Here is a 22,571-nt window from a genome sequence, read left to right as displayed (position 1 = left end):
GCATGCTGAACACGCCCTGGGACACGGGATCACCGCTCTACCGCAGGCTCGTTATTACGGCGCTGATCCTCACCGGCGTGGGTATCGCGCTCGCGGTCACCGGTGCCATGCTCCAGACGGACCCGCTCGTTTTCGCCGCCCTGCCCATCATCATCGCCGGCATGGCCGCGCACCTTGCGGGCCTTGTGGTCCGCGGTCGGGATGCGCGCCGCCGTTCCCATCCGACGCAGCGCTGAGAGCCGGTTCCGCGACGCTGAGCGGCGCCCCGTATTCGACGGCCGGGTGCCCAAGCCTCCCCTGAGCCGCTACCCGTGTCTGCCAGCCGGGCACCCAGGCCGACCGCCGGGTAACAGGGCAAACCGCTAGGGTTGTAACAGCGTGTCAGCGGCGGACCGGTCATTCGGCGCCCAACAAGAAGGAGTTCCATGACGATCAATCCCGACCTCCAGGGGCGCAGCTATCCCGCCACCGCGGTCTATACCGTTGGACGCGAGAAAATCCGCGAGTTCGCGCATGCTGTGAAGGCCACGCACCCGGCACACTTCGATGCCGAAGCGGCAGCAGCGCTGGGCCACCGTGACGTTGTGGCGCCTCCCACCTTTGCGATCATCGTCGCGCAGCAGGCTGATGCGCAGCTGATCAATGACCCGGAAGCTGGCATCGATTTCACGCGCGTGGTTCACGCCGACCAGCGGTTCACCCATCACCGGCCCATCGTCGCGGGGGACGAACTGGTGGCTGAGCTGCACGTGGACCAGGTCCGCGCGATGGGCGGGGGAGCCATGATTACCACCCGCGCCGAGATTTCCACAGTGGAGGGCGAGAAGACAGCAACAACGACGTCGTCCATCCTGGTACGCGGAGAGGATCAGTAGCCATGGCCATCACACTGACGGACCTTGAGGTAGGCCAGGAGATCGGCCGCTCGACGATCGAGGTTACCCGGTTGGACCTCGTGAAGTACGCAGGGGCATCCGGCGACTTCAACCCCATTCACTGGAACGAGTCCTTCGCCCGTGGAGTGGGTCTACCGGGCGTCATTGCGCACGGTATGTTCACCATGGGGTCGGCGGTCCAGGTGGTGACCGACTGGATCGGCGATCCGACCGCCGTCGTCGATTACCAGACCCGCTTCACCCGCCCGGTGGTCGTCGAGGACACCACTGCCCAGCCCGGGGTTCCCGGCGCAACCGTGGAAGTGACCGGTGTGGTCGGGGCGATTGATACGGACAACTCGACCGCCCGGATCGACCTGACGGTCTCCGCGGGCGGGCAGAAGGTTCTGGTCAAGGCCCAGGCAGTGGTGCGGATCTGGTGACCTCCCTGGCCGACTTCACCACGTCCGCCGTCGGTGGTCCCGCCCGCACACTTGTTGAGGCCCGCACCGAGGCTGAGCTGATCGAAGCGATCCGATCCGCTGACGCCGCAGGCGAACCGCTCCTGCTGCTCGGCGGCGGTTCCAACCTGCTGGTGGCGGACAGCGGCTTCGCCGGTACGGTGATCCGGATTGCCACCACCGGATTCACAGTGAACGACGACGACGCCACCTGCGGAGGCGTGATGGTCACCGCTCAGGCGGGCCAGCCCTGGGACGAGCTCGTCGAACACACCGTGCGCCACGCGTATTCGGGCCTTGAGGCATTGTCGGGGATTCCTGGTTCCACCGGCGCGGTCCCGGTGCAGAACGTGGGCGCGTATGGGGCGGAAGTGTCACAGACCATTGCGATGGTCCGCACCTATGACCGCCAGACGCAGTCCATCCGGTCGCTGGCCAACGCGGACCTGAAGTTCGGCTACCGCGATTCCCTGCTTAAGCGCACCACTGATGCCGGCTCGCCCCGCTTTGTGGTGCTCACGGTGCAGTTCCAGCTGGGGCTCGGCCGGATGAGCGCGCCGGTGCGGTACGCGGAGCTGGCCCGTGAACTCGGCGTTGCAGTCGGGGAGCGGGCGTACGCCACCGATGTGCGCCGCGCCGTCCTGAAGCTGCGCGCGGCCAAGGGTATGGTTCTCGATTCAGCCGACCGCGACACCTACAGCACCGGGTCATTCTTCACCAATCCGGTGGTGGACGCGGCGGACGCTGCGTCCCTGCCCGAGGGAGCCCCGCGCTATCCAATGCCCGGAAGCGCCGTAAAGCTCAGCGCGGCCTGGCTCATTGAGCAGGCAGGGTTCGGCAAGGGATTCGGTCTTGCTGCCGACGCCGGCTTCCAGGCCGCGGGCGGCCGTGCCTCGCTGTCCACGAAGCACACGCTGGCCGTCACCAACCGGGGCGGTGCTTCGGCCGAGGACCTGTTGAGCATCGCGCGGCTGGTAGCGGACGGCGTGGAAGAGCGCTTCGGCATCCGGCTGCATCCGGAACCGCTCCTGATCGGTTGCTCACTGAACTGAACGCCCGCATCCTCGGCTCGCGCTTAGCAGGTGCGCAGATCTGAGACCGCGGATCAGGCAGTGATCGGTGCGAACGCGAATGAGTCCACGCCCAGCCAGGGCCAGCGTGATCGCTGCATGGCCCGCTCGCGCTGAACCGGGTGCGCACGGCCCATGCCAGCCTCGGACCGGCCAACTCGCCTTCACGTGGTTGCCCGCCGCCGTGCCTTTTCAGCCGCAGCGCGGGTCTGCATCACTGCGTGGCGGTGCCACCGGCTGTCCACGAGCTCACGGCTGCACAGCCACTGCACCAGCCGTGAAACCAGACTGATCTGTGCGAGCCGGTCATGGAAATCCGGCAGGAGCCAGGGCGGGCTCAGGAAACGGGGGAGTGCGTAGACAAGCTGTTCGGCACCCAGAAGGCGCTCGAAGGCGCCCTCCGGCTCGAACTGGCGCTCCAGAGCGAGTAGCGCTCCAACGTCCGCGCTGACGGTGGAGTCCCCATCCTGCTCAAGGAAGCACCGCAGATGGGCAAGTACCCGCCCGTACCGCTCAACCGTGGCAGGGTGTCTGCCCGCAGCGCTTGCCGAGAAATACCGCTCCAGGACCTGTTCTACCGGAATCTGATTCATGCAGCAGAGTCTGCCCTGCGCCACCGACATTTTTCTAGTACACAGATTCGAAAGTCGGGCTGGGGGTCTTTCTGGGAGACGCCCGGAGCCGGCCCTTACAGGTTGCCGGTCGCGATGAGCAGCATGCGGCGCAGCGGCTCGGCAGCGCCCCACAGCAGCTGATCTCCCACTGTGAACGCGCTGATGTACTCCGGGCCCATCTCGAGCTTCCGGATGCGGCCGACCGGGATTTCCAGCGTTCCGCTGGCAGCCACCGGCGTGAGGCCCTGAAGGGTGGCTTCCTTGGTGTTGGGTACCACCGTTGCCCACTGGTTGTCCTGGTCGATCAGGTTCTCGATTTCAGCGACGGAGAGGTCCTCGGTGAGCTTCAGGGTGAGCGCCTGGGAGTGCGAGCGCATCGCCCCGATCCGCACGCACAACCCGTCGAACGGGATCCGGGTACCCTCGGTGTCCTTGCCGAGGATCTTGTTGGTTTCGGCGCCGGCCTTCCACTCTTCCTTCGACTGCCCGTTGCCGAGGTCTGCGTCGATCCAGGGAATCACTGATCCGGCCAGCGGCACCCCGAACTGGGAGGCGTCCATGGCGGGGTTTTTCTGCTGGGCCAGTACGGCGCGGTCGATGTCGAGGATGGCCGATGCCGGGTCCGCGAGATTTCCGGCGACAACGCCGTGAATGGAACCGAACTGGTTCAACAGTTCACGCATGTGGCGGGCTCCGCCGCCGGAAGCCGCCTGGTAGGTCATCGAGGTGCCCCACTCGACGAGGCCGTTCCGGAACAGACCGCCGAGACCCATCAGCATGCAGGAGACGGTGCAGTTCCCGCCGATGAAGTCCCGTACGCCGCGGGACAGGCCGGCGTCGATGACGTCACGGTTCACCGGGTCCAGCACAATGATGGAGCTTTCCTCCATGCGCAGGGTGGATGCAGCGTCGATCCACAGTCCGTCCCACCCGGCGTCGCGCAGCTTGGGGTACACCTCGGAGGTGTACCCGCCGCCCTGGGCGGTGACGATGATCGGCAGCTTGGCGAGGGTCTCGACGTCGTACGCGTCCTGCAGCGGGCCGGCGCCTTCCGCGAACGCCGGAGCGGTTCCACCGGCGTTGGAGGTCGAGAAGAAGACCGGGTCGATGAGGCGGAAGTCGCCCTCGTCCTGCATGCGCTGCATCAGGACCGAGCCGACCATTCCGCGCCAGCCGACGAGCCCGACTGAGGGCACGGACGAGGGCAGGTGCGCAGCGGTTGTCATGCTTCCAGTTTAGGGGAGCGGGGCAAACTGCCCACCTCGGTTACATCCTCAGCGAAACTTCCGCCTCAGCCTGGGGAACCGCAGCCGGGTCAGGGTCCAGCGGGAACGACGGCGTGGAGCTCAGTTGGCGGGGCATGCCAGGATCCAGCGACGGGAACGGCGTGGAGCTCAGTAGGCGGGGCGCGGAAGCCCGCGTTCTTCGCGCAGTTTGTGCGCGCGCCACTCACGGATGAGGTTCCGCACTGCGTACACCTCGAGCAGGGCCAGGAGCGCCGGGACAATCAGGAACCAGCCGGACTCCGGATCGCCCTCCACGAACAATCCGTGAAGCGGCAAATAAAGGAAGACGCCGATCACAGCCCCGATGGCGAGCACGTACACCAGATGCCCCCAGCGCGTGTTGATGCGCGGACCCAGGCCGAGCCGGCCCACACCGTACTCTTCGGGCGTGTAACTGACGAGTTCCCCGGTGACCGCCCGCATCAGCACGCGCTTCTCACCGGTCCGCCGGATCTGCGCCTCATGTGCCGCCGTCGTTTCGGCGTCACGGGCTTCCCGCTCCGCGTTGTACACCATGGATCAGTCCTGCCGGAGTGTGCGGAGCCGGGCCAGGACGTCCTCGTCGGAAAGCCCCTGTTCGGATTCCACCGAATCGGCTCCGGGGAGCCGGCTCCCCACCGTCCAGGCGCCTGATTCGACCTTGATGAGAAGTTCGCCGGCGTCGGGCGTCTCGCGGTTCCGGACAATGGCACCGCCGTCGGGGTGCTCGGCGCAGTGCGACCGAACGATGAAGAAGTTCGCCTCGGCGCCGGTGATATCGGGCCGCTTGGCCATCGCGAACCAGGTGAGGTGGCTGCGCGGCTGCATCAGGATGTCATAGTCGTCCGACTCGATCGAGAGCACGCTGTCGGAGTAGTCCGGCGCAACGAGGCTGATCTCGATCCGGCGGTGCGCCGTCGTCAGTGCGCGGGTGACCGCGGCTACCGGCCCGGCGACCGAGAGCACCCCGTCCGGCTCGGCGAACGCCAGCCCACGCGCCACCAGTGAGGAGCCTCCCGCAGCAACCAGGCGCGTGTCTCCGATTTCGTCGGCAACCCGGAGCGCCGCGGCGCTCTGCGTGGCCGCGGGACCCGGAGCAAGGTTCAGCAGGGCAGCCACCTCGGCGAATCCGAATCCGATGGCGTCCGGATAGGGAGTGTCGGCCTGCCCGGGTTTGGACACGGTCTCGGTCATCGTGCTGCTCCTTGTGAAATTGACGTCCTAGAAACCAAAGAAATCGCCCACCGCATCGGCGCCGTCGGCAATGGCGCCGCCAACATCGCCGGCGGTGTCGGCGATGGCGCCGCCTACTGCGTTGACGGCATCCTGTACCACCGGAACGTTGTCATAGATGGCGAGGGCACCGCTGGCGACCATAGCCACCGTACCGACCGGCGGCGGCGCAAACGAGGCGATCCCGAGGGCGGTCTTCACGCCTGAGTAGGCGGCCGCGCCCTTGTCTCCCTCGTTCCAGTGGACCACCGTGTCATACAGGTCAAGACCGGTGCCCACCACTCCGAGTCCCTTGCCCAGCCCATCGAAGGCCGCGAACGCACGCGAGCCTTCCGTGAGGTTGAGGGCGGTGTGCCAGTTGCCGTCAAACAGGTCGCTGGAGGTGTTGAAGAACCCGCTGAGCATGTTGGAGCTGCGGAGCCCTGTCCAGGCCGTGGGGTCCAGGAACCCGCCGCGCAGTGCAGGAGTCAGCATGGCCCCGATGTCGAACAGGCCTGCACGGATATTGGGGAAGGCCTTGATGAGCTGGTAGATGTCCCAGCCGTCGCGGAAGGGTGAGTCCGGTCCCAGGAGCCAGTCCGGTCCCGGAACGTTCCCATCCTCGCCCGGGGAGGGCGTTTGCCCGGGCCACCCCGCGGGAGTCATCCCCGGACCGCCGGGACCACCGGGACCCCCGGGCCCGTCAGCATCCGAGCTGGTGCGCTCCTGGTCGGCGGCCTGCTCCAGCAGTTCCGACTTTGCGCGGTCAAGGCTCGCCGAAGCGGACAGGATCTGCAGCCGGAGGACGGTATTCCACTGCTGGCGGGTGCGGTCGGCGTCGCTGCCCTTCCAGAACCCGGGATTGTTGATCACGGCCGACACACCGGCTGAAATGTCCAGCAGTGACTGCGCCCCCGTGCCGCAGTGCTGCGCCAGTGAGCGCAGCTGATCCGGGTTGGCCCCCAGCGTCCCAGTCATTGTTCCCCGCGTCTTTCCCCGAATACGATCCCTGTGGTACCTGAGGCTACCCGGCGGAAGGCGCATCCCGCGATGGGGAGGGCTGCCCATGAGCGGGGTCCTGGATCCACAGGCCGATGCGGAACCGCGTGCCGTTGCCGGACGTGGTCCAGCCTCCGGACGGATCGGTTCCCGCGAGGGCCCAGGCGCTTCCCAGAGCGGGCGCGTAGGTGTCGCCCTGCTCGGTGGAATCGATCACCGTGACCAGCGCAGCGTGGGCGTGCGGTGCCGCCTCCGAGTAAATCTGGCCGCCGCCGATGACCCAGATCTCCTCAGCGCCCTCGCTTCGGCGCGCTTCACTGAGGGCGTCCTCAAACGAGCCGACGACGACGGCCCCCGGGAACTCTGCGCTGTCCCTGTGCTGCCTGCTCACCACGATGTTGGTACGGCCGGGGAGCGGGCGGTATTTCTCGGGGAAGGACTCCCAGGTGCGCCGGCCCATGATGACCGGATGTCCCTCAGTAGTCCGTTTGAAATGGGCGAGGTCTTCGGGCAGGTGCCACGGCATGGTGCCGTCCCTGCCGATGACGCCGTCCACGGTCTGTGCCCAGATCATGCCGACCAGCGGTGTTCCCACGGCTGCTGCCGGGCTCAGCGGTTCAGTCATACGGCGATCGGGGCCTTGATCGTAGGGTGGTGCCGGTAGTTTTCCACCGTGAAATCCTCGAACTCGTAGTCGAAGATGGTGGGCGGCTTCCGGTTGATCCGGAGCGTCGGGTACGGGTACGGCTCGCGGGACAGCTGCTCGGTGACCTGGTCCAGGTGGCTGTCGTAGATGTGGACGTCCCCGCCGGTCCAGATGAATTCGCCGGGTTCCAGCCCCACCTGCTGCGCCACCATGAGGGTGAGCAGCGCGTAGGAGGCGATGTTGAACGGCACACCCAGAAAGGTGTCCGCGGAGCGCTGATACAGCTGGCAGGAAAGCCTGCCGTCCGCGACGTAGAACTGGAAGAAGGCGTGGCAGGGCGGCAGCGCCATGTTCTCGATGTCGGCGACATTCCACGCGGACACGATGTGCCGCCGGGAATCGGGGTTGGTCCTGAGCCCCTCGATGAGCCGCTCGATCTGGTCGATGTGGCCGCCGTCGGGCGTGGGCCAGGAACGCCACTGCACGCCGTAGACGGGACCCAGCTCACCGGACTCGTCCGCCCATTCGTTCCAGATTTTGACCCCGCGTTCCTGGAGCCAGGAAACGTTCGAATCCCCGCGCAGGAACCAGAGCAGTTCCAGGGCCACAGACTTGAAGTGAACCCGCTTGGTGGTGATCAGCGGAAAGGACTCTGCCAGGTCAAACCTGAGCTGGCGTCCGAACACGCTGAGCGTGCCTGTGCCCGTGCGGTCGGACTTCGAGGTGCCGTTGGCCAGGACGTCGCGGAGCAGGTCTTCATACGGAGTGGGAACCGGGATAGTCACGACAATCAGTCTAGGACCTGTCGAGGCGTGCGCCCTGAATCAGTCATCGTAGGCGCGGAACTGCTCAACCGAGACAATTTTCCCGGACTTCCTGAGGCTCACCTGGCAGATGATCGCCTCGCCGGGAGAGAGATAAGGGTCCGACGCCGGGAGGAGACTGGCGAGGTGGAGCGGCATGTGCGTCCGGAGTGCGTCCAGGATCAGGGGCAGGACCGGCCGGTGGCTGCAGACTGCCACCGGGGCTCGCTTGTCGAACACTTTCTCGATGGTGGCCCGTGCCCGGCCCGGCTTACGGGCGGCGTCCCGCTCGGTGATGGCGTCAACGAGTTTGAGCTTCGCGTTTGAGCGCTTCACGTACGGCATCACGGTCTGAACGCAGCGGTCCCACGGGCTGCTGACAATGCGCTCGGGTGACCACGCCTGCAACAGACGGCTCACGGCGAGGGCCTGGCGGCGCCCGGATGCGGCGAGCGGGCGTTCGCCCTCAGCCCGGGTCCAGGAGGACCTCGGCTTGGCCTTGGCATGACGGACGACGATCAGCGGCCAGGTGTCCAGGTCATCCGTGGCGGAGGCTTCCACCAGCGCGGACAACGGCTCCCGGTCGGAGGGGTTGCTCAGCAGCTCGGCCGCTCGTTCGGGGGAACACCAGAGGAATGCGTCGACTTCCTTGCCGTCGGGTTTCGGCGTGAGGCCCTCCGCCTTCGCGGCCCAGTAGTGCACCACCTTCAGCCCGGACGCCACCGGATACTCGATGGACGGAAGCGGGATACCGAGCTTCGCAGTGAATCCGATCTCCTCCTGGACCTCCCGGACGGCACATTCCGGCGTGGTTTCACCGGCGTCGATCTTTCCCTTGGGCCAGGACCAGTCATCGTAACGGGGACGGTGGATGAGCAGGACCTCCAGGACGCCCTGCCGCTTGCGCCAGCACAGTGCTCCGGCAGCGACGACGGCGGCGCCGGACTTGCTCTGCTTCCTGTCGACCGCGGTGTCCGGCTGGACCATCACCGGCGGGCCGGCCGCAGACGGCTGCGCGACCGGGATGCCAGCAGCCAGGACTGCACATCACTCAGGGGGTTGCCGTCGTCGTCCTTGTGGTGGCGGATCCACTCGCCGTCACTGTCCAGGTGCCAGCTTGCCGTGCCGGCGTCAAGGTAGCGGTCCATGAGTGAGATCAGGTACGTGAGGTGTTCGGGAGAGGACAGCTGCACCAGCGCCTCCACCCTGCGGTCCAGGTTGCGGTGCATCATGTCCGCAGAACCGATGAACACGGCGGGATCGCCCGCGTTGGCGAAGGCGAACACGCGGGAGTGTTCAAGGAACCTGCCGAGGACGGAGCGGACGGTGATGTTCTCGCTGAGTCCGGGAACCCCCGGGCGCACCGAACAGATGCCGCGGACAATCACATCGACCCGCACACCGGCCTGCGAGGCACGGTACAGGGCGTCGATGAGCGCTTCATCCACGATCGAGTTCACCTTGATGATCACGCGCGCTTCCAGGCCGGCCTCGCTGTTCGCGATCTCCTGCTCGATGCGTTCGATCAGGCCCGAGCGCACGGACCGCGGCGCCACCAGCAGACGCTTGAATGTCGACTTGGGCGCGTACCCGGAGAGCTGGTTGAACAGGCGGGAGAGGTCCTCGCCCACCTCGTGGTTCGCGGTGAGCAGCCCCAGGTCCTCGTAGTAACGGGCGGTGCGGGGGTGGTAGTTTCCGGTGCCGATGTGGCAGTAGCGCCGCAGCCCGTCGATCTCCTGGCGCACCACAAGTGAGAGCTTGCAATGGGTTTTCAGCCCCACGATGCCGTAGACCACGTGAACGCCGGCCTGCTCCAGCTTCCGTGCCCAGGAAATGTTCGCCTGCTCGTCGAAGCGGGCCTTGATCTCCACGAGGGCCAGGACCTGCTTGCCGGCTTCCGCCGCGTCGATGAGGGCGTCCACGATGGGGGAGTCGCCGGAGGTCCGGTACAGGGTCTGCTTGATTGCCTGCACCTTGGGGTCCACGGCGGCCTGCTCGAGGAATGCCTGCACGGAGGTGGAGAACGAGTCATACGGGTGGTGCAGGAGGATGTCCCTGCGCCGCATGGCTGCGAAGACGTTGGCGGCCTTCGAGGTTTCACTCTCGTTGAGGTCGCGGCTGGTGTGCGCCACATGCTTGGGGTAGTGGAGGTCGCCGCGGTCAATCCCGGCGATGACGGCGAGTCCGCGCAGGTCCAGCGGCGCGGGCAGGTCATAGACCTCCGCATCCTCGACGCCGAGTTCCCGGGACAGCAGCGCCCGGATGCTGGGGTTGATGTCCGTGGTCACCTCGAGCCGGACGGGCGGGCCGAACCGGCGCCGGAGCAGCTCCTTTTCCAGCGCCTGCAGGAGGTTTTCGGCGTCGTCTTCCTCGACCTCGAGATCCTCGTTGCGGGTGACGCGGAAGGTGTGGTGCTCAAGAACTTCCATGCCGGGGAACAGCTGGTCCAGGTGGACCGCGATGACCTCCTCCAGCGGGATGAAACGGGCCGTCCGCCCGGCCACGTTCCCGGCTCGGGGTCCGTCCACGGAGATGAGGCGGGGCAGCTGGTCCGGCACCTTGACGCGTGCAAACAGCTCCTTGTCGCTGACCGGATTGCGGACGACGACGGCGAGGTTCAGTGAGAGCCCGGAAATGTAGGGGAAGGGGTGGGCCGGATCCACGGCGAGCGGGGTGAGGATCGGAAACACTTTTTCCGCGAACAGTTTGTTCAGTTCGGCCCGCGCCGCCTCGTCGAGCTGGTCCCACGTGGTGAGGTGGATGTTCTCAGCTGTCAGGGCCGGCCTGATCTGTTCCGAGAACACGGCGGCGTGGCGTCGCTGGAGGGCCAGCCCGTCGCTCATGATCGTCTCGAGCTGCTCGATGGGGCTCAGCCCGGCAGCGGAAGGCACGGCGAGCCCGGTGGCGATGCGGCGCTTCAGGCCTGCGACGCGCACCATGAAGAACTCGTCGAGGTTCGAGGCAAAGATCGAGAGGAAGTTCACCCGTTCCAGCAGGGCAAGGTCAGGGTCCTCGGCAAGGTCAAGGACGCGGGCGTTGAAGTGCAGCCAGCTCAGTTCGCGGTCAAGGAAACGGTCCGCGGTGATCTCGCCCGAAGGCAGGAGGCTCGGAGCGAACTCCGGGATGTCAATGCGGTCCTGGGTTGCCCGGGCGGGAGCCACTTCGGATGATCCATACCGTGCCGGGACCCGGGCGGCGGTTTCGGCTTCCATGGTGTCTCCTTTTGTGGTTTCGGTGCGGCACTCAACCCGGCCTGCGAGGCTGCGGCTGAGGCTCCTTCAACCTTACAAGTTGTCCGGCGTGTTGCCCGGTGCGTACATGACATCGACGTCCCAGCGGGTGAACCCGAGTGACCGGTAGAGCGCAACGGCGGCGGTGTTGTCAGCGTCGACGTACAGCATGATGGCCTGCAGCCCGAGGGAGTGCAGATGCTCGATCCCGGCAATGGTCAGCGCCTTGCCCAGGCCCATGCCCTGCGCAGCCGGGGTCACGCCCACCACATAAACCTCTCCGATGGCGGGGTGCTTGCCGCTGCGCGGATGCACCTTGGTCCAGTGGAAGCCAAGGAGCGCACCATCGGATTCCCGCACCGCGAGGATCAGGCCCGCGGGATCGAACCAGTCCTCCGCCATGCGCGCCTGCAGGTCCTCAAGCGTCATGGAGCCCTGCTCGGGGTGGTGCGCGAAGGCGGCGGCGTTCGCTTCAAGCCAGGCCTGCTCGTCCCGGCCCGGTTCAAAGGTGCGCAGCCGTACCCCGTCCGGCACAACGGCGTCGGGCACTGTTGCTTCCAGCGCTGCCCTGGTCTGCCGCATCCGCCACAGTTCCCGTACCGGCGTGAAGCCGGCCTTTCCGGCGAGTTCGACGGCGGCGGCATGGTTGCCGTGCGACCAGACCCGCAGCTCGGGAAGGTCGGCACCCTGCAGCGCGCGTACCAGGCTGGTCCCGACACCCTGGTTCCGGTAGGTGGGACGGACCACCAGCTCGAGGACGCCCGGCTGCCCCGGGCTGCGGGGGAGGCTGACGACGGCGACACCGGCCAGCTCCTCGCCGTCCTCGCGGGTGGCATCGCTGCGAGCGCCATCGTTGGGGGTGCCGTCGTTGGGGGCGCCGTGGGCGTGGGCCTCTTGGGTGGCGGCCTCGTTGTTGCTGCGGCGGTGGCCGTCACTGGCGTAGGTGGCGAAGACCAGGAGGGATTCCGGGTGGTGCTGAGAGGTGCGCAGATTGACGAGCGTCTGTTCCGACAGGGGCGGGTTACCGTCCGCGTCCTCCGCTGCGCGGGCGAGGGCCACGATGTCCCCCAGGACCTCGTCTCGCGGGGCTCCGTCGATGGTGAGAATGGGCCAGGTGGGTGCTTCAGCCGTCATGGCAGTAAGCCTAGTGCGCGAGGGCCCCGACGCGAGCGAAGCGAGTGTTGGGAGCGCACTGGGCGCTAGTGGGCGAGGGCCCCGACGCGAGCTGTTTTTGGCGACGCCCGGTAGGTGTTGTAGGCTTTTCAAGCGCTCGAAAGAGGGCAACCGGGGGGATGCGCCAGTGGGGCGCCCTCGATACGTTCGACCCGTATGTCCTCCACCAATACATTAGGCTCCCTTTCCGCAGCAGCGGGGAGGGAGCCTTTTTGCTATGCCCCGTGTGACGGCGTCTGAGCCCCGGCGGACGCGGATCCGTGCTGCGGGACTGACGGCCTCTAGGCCTGCTGGGTGACGGCGGAATCGTCCGGCTGGCGGCTCAGGGTGAACCTGTAGCCCACGTTGCGGACGGTCCCGATGAGCTGCTCATGGTCCGCTCCGAGCTTGGCGCGCAGCCGGCGGACGTGCACATCGACTGTCCGGGTTCCGCCGTAGTAGTCATAGCCCCAGACCTCGTGCAACAGCTGGTCGCGGGTGAAGACCCGGCCGGGATGCTGTGCAAGGTATTTCAGGAGCTCGAACTCCTTGTAGGTCAGGTTCATCGGTTCGCCGCCCACCCGGGCGGTGTAGCTGGCTTCATCGATGACGACGCCGGAGGCATGGATCTCGCTCGAAACTTCCTCCGCCGCGGTGTTGGCCCGTGCGATCACCAGACGCAGCCGCGCTTCCACCTCGGCCGGCCCCGCAGAGTCGAGGACGACGTCGTCTGCCAGCCAGTTCGCGGCAACAGCGGCCATTCCGCCTTCGGTGAGGACAAGCATCAGCGGTGCGCTGAGGCCGGTGGCGCGCAGCAGTTGCGTGAGGGAGCGGGCTCCGACCAGATCCTTGCGGGCATCAATGATGACCACGTCGCTGGGTTCGGTCTGAAGCAGGGCTGTCGGCTCCGCCGGGAGGATGTGCACCTTGTGGTTGAGCAGTTCAAGCGCGGGCAGGATCTCCACGGACGAGCCCGGGCTGTTTGTCAGCATCAGGATGTGCGGCATATGTCCTCCAGGGATTGGGACGCGCATCATCGGGCGGGGCGCAACGGTAACCGGGCGCCGCGGGCGGCGTGTGTTCCCGCAGACCGGCAGCGGATTCCATCCAGTATACCGGTGTGACCGCCGGCACTGTCGTAACATGGCGCCGCAGCATGCCTGCGCCGCAGCAGCGGCCCGAAGAATCGGCCGGGCCGTGCACGGACCGTTTTCGACGCCCCGCGCACGGGTAGGGCAGTATTGCAGGGGTGAGGAACTTGATGGCGGCACTGGTCGCGGTGGCCGCGCTGGCCGCCATCGTGGGTGCGTCCTACCTGTCCCTGCCGGCGACCGCCGCCGTCGTCGTTGTCCTGGTCCTCGCTGCGGCCATCGGGTGGCCCTACGTCCTCGGAGTTCCGGCGCGCAAGAGTCAGTCGACGGCCATCGCGCTCAGCGCGCTCGCGGCATGCGCTGCCGCCTACGTGTCGCCGTCGGGGGCTGCGCTCACCTGGCTTCCCGTGGCGGTTGCGCTCGGTCTTGGTGCGGTTTTCCTCATCCAGCTCCTGCGCGGTACCGGACAGAGCTTCCGCCTCGAATCAACGCTGGGCACCAGTTCCGGCGTCCTGCTGACGGCGCTCGGTGCCGGCTGGATCGCCGCCGAGAACCTCAGCGTGAACGCCGGCACCTCCGGCGTCACGCTGGTAACCGGCATCAGCGTCCTGGCCGCGCTCCTCGTTGCTCTCCTGCCCTGGCCGGACCGTATGGTCGCCCCGATCGGCGTCCTGTTTGCCGCGCTCGCCGGACCGCTGTGCGCGCTCGTCTTCACCGACGTCGAGGAGCTGCCCGCAGCCGTCATCGGCGCGGTATGCGGCGCCGTCATCATGGCTGCCCGCCGCCTGGTGATCAGCCGCGATACTCCGCTCAGCGCACCGGCGCTGATCGCTGTCGGAGCGGCTCCGATCCTCGGGCTCGGCTCGCTCGTCTACTTCCTGGAGAGGCTCCTGCTGAGCTGAAAGCGACCCGCTGACCCTGAAGTCACGGTGGCGTAACCGTCGGAATCACGGCGTTAGGATGGAACCATGTCAATTCTTGCGCTGGAAATCTTCTTCATCTCGCTGCTGGTGATCGCCGGGTTGGGCATGGCCGGTTTCGCGGCACTCGTCATCGCGCGCCTGTACAAGGGCCAGAAGTAGCGTCCGCTGACCCATGTCCTTTGAGATCCCCACGGACCTGACTCCCGAGCTGGTTCCGCTGTCCTGGCTGCTGGGCACCTGGGAGGGTACCGGCAGGTTGGGCGAGGGCACCGCGGATTCCGAGCACTTCTTCCAGCGGGCCACCTTCACCCAGCACGGACTCCCCTACGTGCAGTACACCGCGGAGAGCTGGCTGACCGATGAAGAGGGCAATACCCTCCGGCCGTTGTCGGTTGAGACCGGATTCTGGGCGCTGGACCGCAAACTGAACGACGCCGACGTCGGCCCCGGTCTTTCCCCCGCGGACATAGTGCCTGCGCTCAAGAGCGCCGACGAGGTGGAACAGTTCCGCAATGAGGCGGGCGGGTTCAACATCACGGCCACCATCGTCCACCCGGGCGGCATCGCGGAACTGTACTACGGCAGTATCAAGGGCCCGCAGATCCAGCTCACCACGGACCTCGTGATGCGCGGCCAGCACTCCAAGGAGTATTCGGCAGCCACCCGGCTGTTCGGGCTGGTGAACGGCGACCTCTACTGGCGCTGGGACATCGCGGCGGAGGGCAGCTCGCTGGAAGCCCATGCTTCCGCGATCCTCGCCAAGGTCTCCTGAACCGCACCGGTGTGGAATAGAAACGCACCGGGGCGGAATACCCGTCACCAACAGGAACGTTGCTAACCGTATGAGCTACACAAGCCCCCTGCTTTCCCTATCCGGCGCCGTTGCTGCCGGCGCACCCGATGAAGGCGTGGCGGCACACTACGGTGATCCGCTGCGTGAACAGCGCGCCCTCGCGCGCGGGGAGGCCGTCGTCGACCTGTCGCACCGCGGCGTGGTAACAGTGTCCGGTCCCGACCGGCTGACGTGGCTCAACACCATTTCCTCCCAACTGCTGCTTGACCTGGCTCCGGGGGAGTCCACCGAGACCCTGCTGCTCACGGTGCAGGGCCGGATCGAGTACAGCCCCAGGGTGGTCGACGACGGCGCCACCACCTGGCTGCTGACGGAGAGTTGGGAAGCCGGTCCGCTTGCGCAGTGGCTGGACCGCATGAAGTTCATGCTGCGCGTGGAGATAGCGGACGTCACCGCGGACTGGGCAACGGTCGGTTCGGTGAAGCCGGTCGAGCGGTTGACCGGAAACCTCACCTGGACCGATGCCTGGCCGCACGTGCGTACCGGCGGCTACTCCTACAGCGTTGTTCCGGAAGCCTCCCACCCCGGCACTGACCGGCCCTGGCACGAGTACCTGGTTCCCCGGGCGGATCTTCCGGCAGCAGTCGAGGGTCTCAAGCTCGCGGGAATGATGGCAGCGGAAGCGCTGCGCATTGCCGCCTGGCGTCCGCGTCTCGGCGTCGAGACGGATGAACGCACCATCCCGCACGAGCTGGACCTTCTGCGCACCGCCGTCCACCTCACGAAGGGCTGTTACAAGGGGCAGGAAACCATCGCGCGTGTCCACAACCTGGGTCATCCGCCACGGCGGCTGGTCTTCCTGCAGCTCGACGGCAGCCAGCACACCCTCCCGGAACGCGGCAGCGCCGTCGTCGTCGGTGGACGGACTGTCGGCACACTGACCTCGGTGGGCCAGCACTACGAGATGGGAGCGGTGGGGCTCGCCGTCATCAAGCGCAGCGTGGACCCTGACGCCGCCCTCGACGTGGTCGACGGCGACGAGCACTACGCCGCCGCACAGGAACTGATCGTCGCCACGGACGCCGGCCAGGTTGTCGGCCGTCCCACCGGACTGCTGAAGGGCGGGCGGGCATGACCGGACAGGAGACCCCGGATACATCGGCCGATGCCGCAATAGCGCTGGCGCACCGTCTGCTGGACGCGGCAAGGGAGGGCGACGGCGCCACGCTTGGCCGGTATCTGGACGCCGGCGTGCCGGCAACCCTGACCAATGCGGCGGGCGACAGCCTTGTGATGCTCGCTGCCTACAACGGGCACGCGTCCGTGGTGGCTGACCTGCTTGCCCGGGGAGCTGACCCCGAAGCCGCGAACGACCGCGGCCAGACCCCGCTGGCAGGGGCAGTCTTCAAGGGATACACGGACGTCGTGAAGGTACTGCTGGATGCCGGCGCTGACCCTGACGCCGGTACACCCTCGGCGCGGGACGCCGCGGGAATGTTCGGGCGGCCGGAAATGCTGGAGCTTTTCGCCTAGCCTGACTCACTGCCGGGACGTTCCAGCGCCACCGAGGTCTGGGTGCCCGCGTAGACAAAGCCCGCCCTGAGCGCTGTCCGCTGCGAGGCAGGATGGTCCGTCCGGGCGCGCCACTGCGGAATGAGACCGGAAGCCATCGATTCCTCCACCGCGACCGCTGCCGCATAGGAACCCAGGCCCCGCCGTCGTTCATCAGGGGCCGTCAGAACGCCGAGCTGCGCCAGGATTCCTTCCGTGATGGCATAACCGGCACCGGCGAGCGGGAGCGGAGGTTCGGTGGCCTCATCGACGAGGACGCATTGGTGTTCCAGGGTGCTCAACCCCACTTCGGCGACATCATCCGGCGGGCAGAGCCGCTCCAGGGCCAGCGCATGTTCGGGTTCGCTGCTCACCGGCGGTCCATCCTCCGCGAAGGAGGGCAGCGCGTCGCAGAAGTACAGGTTCGCTTCATTCAGCCCCCGCCCGCCGTACGGGCGGCTCAGCGCCAGCAGGGTTGCCTGGCGGGAGAGCTCGACGCCGGTCAGCCCCTTCGCAGCGTCGATCGCCCAGGCCGGACCCACCAGCGCTTCCTGTCCAAAGAGGGAAATGAACGTGAGCACACTGTTGTCCTCGCGGCAAATACGGCCCCTGTTGCCGGCCATGGCGCCGTCGTCGAGCCCCAGCAGCCTCGACCAGGCGAGCTGGATGATCGAGACAGTGCCGGGCTCGAGCTTCATCTCGAAAGTCATGGGGCAACGTTATCCGCTGGAGGACACGCCCTCAGCCGAAGAGGATGGCCGCTTCGTCGTAGCGGTGCTGCGGGACCCGCTTCAGGTTGCCCAGCGCGGCCTCGAAGCCCACGTGTGCAATCTCCGTGCCGTGGAGGGAGACCATGGTGCCCCACAGCCCGTCGATGACGGAGTCGACGGCGGCCATGCCCAGCCGGGTAGCCAGCACCCGGTCAAAAGCGGACGGAACCCCGCCGCGCTGGATGTGGCCGAGGATGGTGGCGCGGGTTTCGATGCCGGTGCGGGCCTCGATCTCCGGCGCCAGCTGGTCGGCGATGCCGCCCAGGCGGGGCCGGCCGAAAGTGTCCAGTCCCCGCTCGGAGTGTGCCTGTTCCAGGTGGGACGGGACAAAGCCTTCAGCGACAACAACCAGGGGTGCGCGGCCGCGGTCCCGTGCCTCGGTCACCCATTCGCAGATCTGCTCGATGGAGGTCTGCTGCTCGGGGATGAGGATGGCGTGCGCACCTGAGGCCATGCCCGCGTGCAGTGCGATCCAGCCAACGTGACGGCCCATGACCTCGGCGACCATGCAGCGGGAGTGCGATTCACCGGTGGTCCGGAGCCGGTCGATGGCCTCGGTGGCGATCTGCACGGCCGTGTCGAAACCGAACGTGTAGTCGGTGGCGTCCAGGTCATTGTCAACGGTTTTCGGCACGCCGACAATCTTCAGGCCGGCGTCGGTCAGGCGCTTCGCCGCCGCGAGCGTGCCTTCGCCGCCGATGGCGATCATTGCGTCGATGCCGAGCCTGTCGAGGTTGGCCTTGATCGCGTCGGGGCCGCCGTTGCCGTCAAACGGGTTGGTGCGGGACGTACCCAGGATGGTGCCGCCCTGCTTGGAAATTCCCCGGACCGCATGGCGGGGCAGATCGATGATGTCGCCGTCGACGACTCCTCGCCACCCGTCACGGAACCCCACGAACTCGAGGTTGTCGGTCTTGATGCCCTTCAGCACTGCTCCGCGGATCACCGCGTTGAGCCCGGGGCAGTCGCCTCCGCTGGTGAGGATTCCGATCTTCATCTAAGGAGTTTTCCAATCAATCGTGGACGGGTGATTTGGCCAGGCGCCTCCTTGAGCCCCGTATGATTCTAGACACACTGAACCGCCGCGGCGGTTTGTGAAGCCTCCGCGGCGGAACCGGTGCCGGCCGGGTCAGCGGTTCGAGATGAGGTTCTCCAGCGCGATTGTTCCGTCGGTCTTCGGGAGCAGCAGCCAGAACACCACGTACAGCGGGGGCCCGATAACGGGCAGCAGGAAGCTGAGCAGTATCCCGATCCGCACCAGGCCGACGGACCACCCGAATTTCAGGGCGATTCCGGAGGCGATCCCGCCGAACCACCCTCCGGGTGCGCGCTTGATGGGGGAAGAGCGGAGTGCGTTGAAGAAGGGTTCCATTGGTCCATGCTTTCGTATTCGGTGGGGGATGTCACGGGAACGGAGGTTCCGCTCAGGGACGGCGGTTCATCGAGAGGATTCCGCCGACGATGAGGGCGGCACCGGTGCCGATCAGCAGCACCATGAAGACCAGCACAGGGTCCAGCACCAGTCCGGTCAGCTCGCCCGCCAGGACAAGCAGGCCAATCACCATGGCGAGGCCTCCCCAGATGATGGTGCCTGCACGGGGGCGGGCGTCGTCGTCGTTCCGGTTCGGATGGAGGGTGCTCATGGTTACTGCCCGCTTTCGGTGTCGAGGAGCGCGTCTTCGGTGGTGGCGATGGTGATGTGGCTGGCCACGCCGCGTACGTCGAGGATGATGCGGGGACCCTCCGCATCCTCGTTCAGGTGAAGGGTGCGCGGTTGCCAGACGCCGCCGATGCTGGTGGTGTCCGCGGCGCTCACAAGGTCGGTGGAGCTCAGTGCCAGGCGCGAGCGGACATCCACCGGCACGTCGTCCGGGACCAGGATGTTGACGTTCCCGGCCGCTGCGCTGACCGGGATGACCATGTCCCTGCTGAGATCCGTCAGCCCGGTGAGGTCAACCCGGCCCTGGCCGGCGAAGACGGTGTAACCCTCAGGAGATGGGCTGGCCGCGGTCATCGACCACCGGCCCTGGTCCGCGAGAACCCAGTTGCCTGTGGGCGGGGATGCGGATGAGAGCATGGTCGCCGCGATCGCGACGGCGGCCAGGAATCCCAGAGCGCCGGAGCTTCGCCCGCGGATGCCCAGAAGGACAATTCCGAGACCGAGGACGACGACGCCGGTCGCCAGCGCAACGGGGATGACGCTGCCGCCGAGGGTGAGCACCCCGACATAGTCCAGCACCAGTACCAGCGCCGCCAGGAGCAGGGCGCCGCCGAGGAAGATGGCGATGTCCGATCCTGCGGATCGCGGTATTGCCGGTTTGGGGTTCACTGGCGGGAGAACGGGACCGGTGTACGGCCGGGTCGGGTAGGTCACGGGTGGAAAAGCGTCCGTGGGTGCGGTGCCGCCGGAAGCGCTGCCGCCGGAAGGGTCGCTGGTGGGAGGGGCGCCTGCAGTCGCGCTGCCGGTGGAGTAGGTATCCATCGGAAATGTGCCGGGAACGGCGTCGTTCCGGTTCCTGCTGGAGTTGGAGATCCAGTAGACAATGAACACCGCCACGCCGATCCAGAACAGGCTCCAGATGAATCCTCCGAAGCCGCCGGTATTGCCGAACATCGGTGTGTTGGGCCGCCAGAGGCCGAGGAGTGAAGCCACCAGGGCGCCGGTCATACCTGAGGTCCAGCTGCCGCGGGCCGCGGATTCGGCGTGGATGCGTCCGTCGGGCTCGGGGAGCAGCGCCCACGCCAGGCCATACACGAGCAGTCCGATTCCGCCGAAGATCGCAAGCACAACGAACAGACCGCGGACCAGGACCACGTCCAGGCCGGTCCGGGCGGAGATGCCGGTCGCAACGCCACCGATCCAGCGGTCCTGACCGCGGGTGATCCGCAGACTGCGGACCCAGCCGAAGAAGCCGGCGCCCGGGCCCGAGGGTCCGTCAGCGGAGGAAAGGTGCGGGGCGCCGTCGGCGTCATGGGGTGGAGGAGGAGGGTTCTCTTGCGGGTTCATATCCTCAATGATGGTTTCAGACCGCCGCGCCAACCATCGGGGCTGACCCTGAACCTCCCCTGAGCTATGGCGGGATTCCCCTGAAAACCGGTAACGGCAGGCCCTGACCGTGCTTGGATTGACCCATGAGACCCCCGCTGCTCCGCTCGAGTGATGCCCTGATCGCGGGCGTCTGTGCGGGCCTGGCCGTCCACCTCGGGATCTCACGGCGCGCTGCCCGGATCGGGATGGTGGCGCTGGCGCTGGTGGGGGGTGCCGGCGTCGTACTCTATGGCTGGCTGTGGCTGCTGGTTCCAACGGCGGAAGAACGACGCCGCGGCGCAGCGACTCCCGCCGGGCTCCGCCTCGGTGCGCCCGTCCTCGCAGGACCGACGCCGCGACCGGCCCTGGGTGCCGCAGGTAACCGTGAGGTGATGATCGGCGTCGGGCTCCTGGTGGTTGCGGCGGCATTCGTTGCCCAGCAGCTCGGCGTCAGTGTCCAGTGGGGCTGGCTGGTGCCGGTTGCGGCCGTAGCGCTGGGCGCGGTCCTGGCCTGGTCACAGCTCGACGAAGCCCGCCGGGCCCGGCTGATGGACCACGCGGGCGCCACCCGCGCCGAGGGCGTGGCCCGACTCGCTGCAGGCCTGGTGCTGGTCATGGTGGGGCTGCTCATTCTCGTGTCCGGCTCGCTGTCCTGGGAGTTCACCTGGCCGGTTCTCCTGGCCACCGCGGCAGTCCTGGGCGGAGTAGGCCTGGTGCTCGCGCCGTGGGGCGTGAAGTTCTGGAAGGACCTCGAAGCCGAGCGGGCCGCACGGGTCCGTGAAACCCAGCGCGCGGAATTCGCCGCCCACCTGCACGACTCGGTGCTGCAGACGCTCGCGCTGATCCAGAACCGCGCAGCCTCCGAACAGGACGTCGTCCGCCTCGCACGCGCCCAGGAACGCGAGCTGCGGCGATGGCTCTACGCCGATGCCGCGGAGCGCACCGGTAACCTCGCGGACCGCATCAAGGCGGTCGCAGCGGAAGTGGAGGAGGCCTACGGGCATCCCGTCGACGTCGTGTCCGTAGGAGACACACCGATGACACCGCGGCAGGATGCGCTGGTTCAGGCAACACGGGAAGCGATCTTCAATGCGGCCAAGCACGCCGGCGGGATCGTCTCCGTCTATCTTGAGGCAGGGGAGAGAGTGTCGCAGGTGTTTGTGCGGGACCGCGGACCCGGGTTCGACCTGGCGGCGGTGCCGGCAGACCGGCTGGGCATCCGCGAGTCCGTCATCAACCGGATGCAGCGCCACGGCGGCACTGCGCAGATCCGCAGCTCGCACGCGGGGACGGAAGTCCACCTGACCATGCCGGAAGAGGAAGCGGGAACTGTCCATGACTGAGCCGATCACCGTCGTCGTGGTGGATGACCACGCCATTTTCCGCTCCGGCCTCAGGGCCGATCTGGACGGCCGGGTCCGGGTGGTCGGCGAGGCCGCCACGGTCGAGGAGGCCATCGCCGTCATCCGCGAGCAACGGCCGCAGGTTGTCCTCCTTGACGTGCACCTGCCCGGCGGGCGGGGCGGCGGCGGTGCCGAGGTGATCGCCGGGTGCGCGGACACCCGCCAAACCACCCGCTTCCTCGCGCTCAGCGTCTCGGACTCGGCTGAAGACGTGGTGACCGTCATCCGGGCCGGTGCCCGCGGCTATGTCACCAAGACCATCACCGGCGCTGACATTTCCGACGCGGTGCTGCGCGTCGCCTCGGGTGACGCGGTGTTTTCTCCGCGGCTGGCCGGGTTTGTCCTTGACGCGTTCGGAACCGCGGCCGTTGCAGCGGCAGAGAGCGAGCTGGACCGGCTTTCAGCCCGGGAGCTCGAAGTGATGCGGCTGATCGCCCGCGGCTACTCCTACAAGGAGGTGGCGAAGGAGCTATTCATTTCCATCAAGACCGTCGAAACCCACGTCTCGGCCGTCCTGCGGAAGCTGCAGCTCTCCTCGCGGCATGAGCTCACCAGGTGGGCAGCGGAGCGTCGCCTGCTCTGACGTGCTTGGGCGACGGGTGCACGAACCGGCGGCCACCGCGACGGGAACCTACGCGCCGGCGGCCATCGCGATGCCCCGGTGTGGCTGGGCATCGCGGAGCGG

Annotated in this window: 26 protein-coding genes; 10 read left to right on the top strand and 16 right to left on the bottom strand. The window is 67.2% G+C overall.

Annotated features, from left to right (window positions below; all coding sequences use genetic code 11):
• Positions 1–2: 2 nt before the first annotated feature.
• The 4 genes from X803_RS0114555 (at position 3) to X803_RS0114540 (ending at position 2,388) form a co-directional block, all read left to right on the top strand.
• Entirely contained in the window at positions 3–236 is a 234-nt protein-coding gene (locus X803_RS0114555) for a hypothetical protein (protein ID WP_026545701.1), read from the top strand.
• A gap of 189 nt (positions 237–425) precedes the next feature.
• On the top strand, positions 426–875 hold the full coding sequence (locus X803_RS0114550) for an FAS1-like dehydratase domain-containing protein (RefSeq protein ID WP_026545700.1): 450 nt from the start codon (positions 426–428) through the stop codon (positions 873–875).
• A 2-nt stretch (positions 876–877) separates the two neighbouring features.
• A complete protein-coding gene (locus tag X803_RS0114545) occupies positions 878–1,318 on the top strand; it encodes a MaoC family dehydratase (protein ID WP_026545699.1) in 441 nt (146 codons plus the stop codon).
• Positions 1,315–2,388 (top strand): UDP-N-acetylmuramate dehydrogenase, encoded by a 1,074-nt coding sequence (locus X803_RS0114540; RefSeq protein WP_026545698.1) that lies wholly within the window; start codon positions 1,315–1,317, stop codon positions 2,386–2,388. Before X803_RS0114545 ends, X803_RS0114540 begins: the two co-directional genes overlap by 4 nt.
• 182 nt (positions 2,389–2,570) lie before the next feature.
• Here the strand turns inward: X803_RS0114540 and X803_RS0114535 are convergent, their stop codons facing one another.
• From X803_RS0114535 to X803_RS0114485, 11 genes are all read right to left on the bottom strand, one after another.
• Positions 2,571–2,999, bottom strand: coding sequence for a hypothetical protein (locus X803_RS0114535; protein WP_026545697.1), 429 nt, complete (start codon positions 2,997–2,999; stop codon positions 2,571–2,573).
• Between the two features lie 95 nt (positions 3,000–3,094).
• Complete coding sequence (gene asd / locus X803_RS0114530; protein WP_026545696.1) at positions 3,095–4,246, bottom strand: aspartate-semialdehyde dehydrogenase; 1,152 nt, start codon at positions 4,244–4,246, stop codon at positions 3,095–3,097.
• Positions 4,247–4,414: 168 nt separating this feature from the next.
• On the bottom strand, positions 4,415–4,822 hold the full coding sequence (locus X803_RS21155) for a hypothetical protein (RefSeq protein ID WP_051470785.1): 408 nt from the start codon (positions 4,820–4,822) through the stop codon (positions 4,415–4,417).
• A 3-nt stretch (positions 4,823–4,825) separates the two neighbouring features.
• Positions 4,826–5,479 (bottom strand): hypothetical protein, encoded by a 654-nt coding sequence (locus X803_RS0114520; RefSeq protein ID WP_026545695.1) that lies wholly within the window; start codon positions 5,477–5,479, stop codon positions 4,826–4,828.
• Between the two features lie 27 nt (positions 5,480–5,506).
• Complete coding sequence (locus X803_RS0114515) at positions 5,507–6,475, bottom strand: hypothetical protein (protein WP_026545694.1); 969 nt, start codon at positions 6,473–6,475, stop codon at positions 5,507–5,509.
• 46 nt (positions 6,476–6,521) lie between these two features.
• Positions 6,522–7,121, bottom strand: a complete 600-nt coding sequence (locus tag X803_RS20285; protein ID WP_051470784.1) for a dihydrofolate reductase — start codon at positions 7,119–7,121, stop codon at positions 6,522–6,524.
• Positions 7,118–7,921 (bottom strand): thymidylate synthase, encoded by an 804-nt coding sequence (locus X803_RS0114505; RefSeq protein ID WP_026545693.1) that lies wholly within the window; start codon positions 7,919–7,921, stop codon positions 7,118–7,120. The genes X803_RS20285 and X803_RS0114505 overlap by 4 nt, the downstream gene beginning before the upstream one ends.
• 45 nt (positions 7,922–7,966) lie before the next feature.
• Positions 7,967–8,932 (bottom strand): NUDIX hydrolase, encoded by a 966-nt coding sequence (locus tag X803_RS0114500; protein ID WP_026545692.1) that lies wholly within the window; start codon positions 8,930–8,932, stop codon positions 7,967–7,969.
• Positions 8,932–11,157, bottom strand: a complete 2,226-nt coding sequence (locus X803_RS0114495; protein ID WP_026545691.1) for an RNA degradosome polyphosphate kinase — start codon at positions 11,155–11,157, stop codon at positions 8,932–8,934. Before X803_RS0114495 ends, X803_RS0114500 begins: the two co-directional genes overlap by 1 nt.
• Positions 11,158–11,229: 72 nt before the next feature.
• Positions 11,230–12,309 carry a mycothiol synthase gene (mshD, locus tag X803_RS0114490; RefSeq protein ID WP_026545690.1) on the bottom strand — a complete coding sequence of 360 codons (1,080 nt, stop codon included), beginning with the start codon at positions 12,307–12,309 and terminating at the stop codon, positions 11,230–11,232.
• Between the two features lie 320 nt (positions 12,310–12,629).
• Positions 12,630–13,334: a winged helix-turn-helix transcriptional regulator gene (locus tag X803_RS0114485; protein WP_026545689.1), complete on the bottom strand. Its 705-nt coding sequence runs from the start codon at positions 13,332–13,334 to the stop codon at positions 12,630–12,632.
• A gap of 254 nt (positions 13,335–13,588) precedes the next feature.
• On the opposite strand from X803_RS0114485, the gene X803_RS0114480 reads away from it, so the two are divergent.
• The 4 genes from X803_RS0114480 (at position 13,589) to X803_RS0114460 (ending at position 16,667) form a co-directional block, all read left to right on the top strand.
• The gene (locus X803_RS0114480; RefSeq protein WP_051470783.1) at positions 13,589–14,320 is read left to right on the top strand and encodes a hypothetical protein; all 732 of its coding nucleotides are present in this window, start codon (positions 13,589–13,591) and stop codon (positions 14,318–14,320) included.
• Positions 14,321–14,513: 193 nt separating this feature from the next.
• Entirely contained in the window at positions 14,514–15,113 is a 600-nt protein-coding gene (locus tag X803_RS0114470; RefSeq protein ID WP_026545687.1) for a nitrobindin family protein, read from the top strand.
• 70 nt (positions 15,114–15,183) lie between these two features.
• A complete protein-coding gene (locus X803_RS0114465; RefSeq protein WP_026545686.1) occupies positions 15,184–16,269 on the top strand; it encodes a CAF17-like 4Fe-4S cluster assembly/insertion protein YgfZ in 1,086 nt (361 codons plus the stop codon).
• Positions 16,266–16,667 carry an ankyrin repeat domain-containing protein gene (locus X803_RS0114460; RefSeq protein ID WP_026545685.1) on the top strand — a complete coding sequence of 134 codons (402 nt, stop codon included), beginning with the start codon at positions 16,266–16,268 and terminating at the stop codon, positions 16,665–16,667. The genes X803_RS0114465 and X803_RS0114460 overlap by 4 nt, the downstream gene beginning before the upstream one ends.
• Here X803_RS0114460 and X803_RS0114455 read toward each other — a convergent pair.
• From X803_RS0114455 to X803_RS20280, 5 genes are all read right to left on the bottom strand, one after another.
• On the bottom strand, positions 16,664–17,395 hold the full coding sequence (locus X803_RS0114455) for a GNAT family N-acetyltransferase (RefSeq protein WP_253907489.1): 732 nt from the start codon (positions 17,393–17,395) through the stop codon (positions 16,664–16,666). The genes X803_RS0114460 and X803_RS0114455 overlap by 4 nt on opposite strands.
• A gap of 31 nt (positions 17,396–17,426) precedes the next feature.
• Entirely contained in the window at positions 17,427–18,452 is a 1,026-nt protein-coding gene (locus X803_RS0114450) for a 6-phosphofructokinase (RefSeq protein ID WP_026545683.1), read from the bottom strand.
• 132 nt (positions 18,453–18,584) lie between these two features.
• Positions 18,585–18,827, bottom strand: a complete 243-nt coding sequence (locus X803_RS0114445; RefSeq protein WP_026545682.1) for a PspC domain-containing protein — start codon at positions 18,825–18,827, stop codon at positions 18,585–18,587.
• Positions 18,828–18,879: 52 nt separating this feature from the next.
• Positions 18,880–19,098 carry a hypothetical protein gene (locus X803_RS0114440; RefSeq protein WP_026545681.1) on the bottom strand — a complete coding sequence of 73 codons (219 nt, stop codon included), beginning with the start codon at positions 19,096–19,098 and terminating at the stop codon, positions 18,880–18,882.
• A 2-nt stretch (positions 19,099–19,100) separates the two neighbouring features.
• Positions 19,101–20,462, bottom strand: coding sequence for a PspC domain-containing protein (locus X803_RS20280; protein WP_051470782.1), 1,362 nt, complete (start codon positions 20,460–20,462; stop codon positions 19,101–19,103).
• 125 nt (positions 20,463–20,587) lie between these two features.
• Between X803_RS20280 and X803_RS0114430 the strand changes: the two genes are divergently transcribed.
• Positions 20,588–21,826, top strand: a complete 1,239-nt coding sequence (locus X803_RS0114430) for an ATP-binding protein (RefSeq protein WP_026545680.1) — start codon at positions 20,588–20,590, stop codon at positions 21,824–21,826.
• Entirely contained in the window at positions 21,819–22,469 is a 651-nt protein-coding gene (locus X803_RS0114425) for a LuxR C-terminal-related transcriptional regulator (protein ID WP_035779232.1), read from the top strand. The genes X803_RS0114430 and X803_RS0114425 overlap by 8 nt, the downstream gene beginning before the upstream one ends.
• The last annotated feature ends 102 nt before the right edge of the window (positions 22,470–22,571 follow it).

Source organism: Arthrobacter sp. 35/47, from assembly GCF_000520475.1.
GTDB lineage: Bacteria > Actinomycetota > Actinomycetes > Actinomycetales > Micrococcaceae > Arthrobacter_D > Arthrobacter_D subterraneus.
Note: the sequence above shows the minus strand (reverse complement) of the source record. Positions and strands in the feature narration are given on the sequence as shown.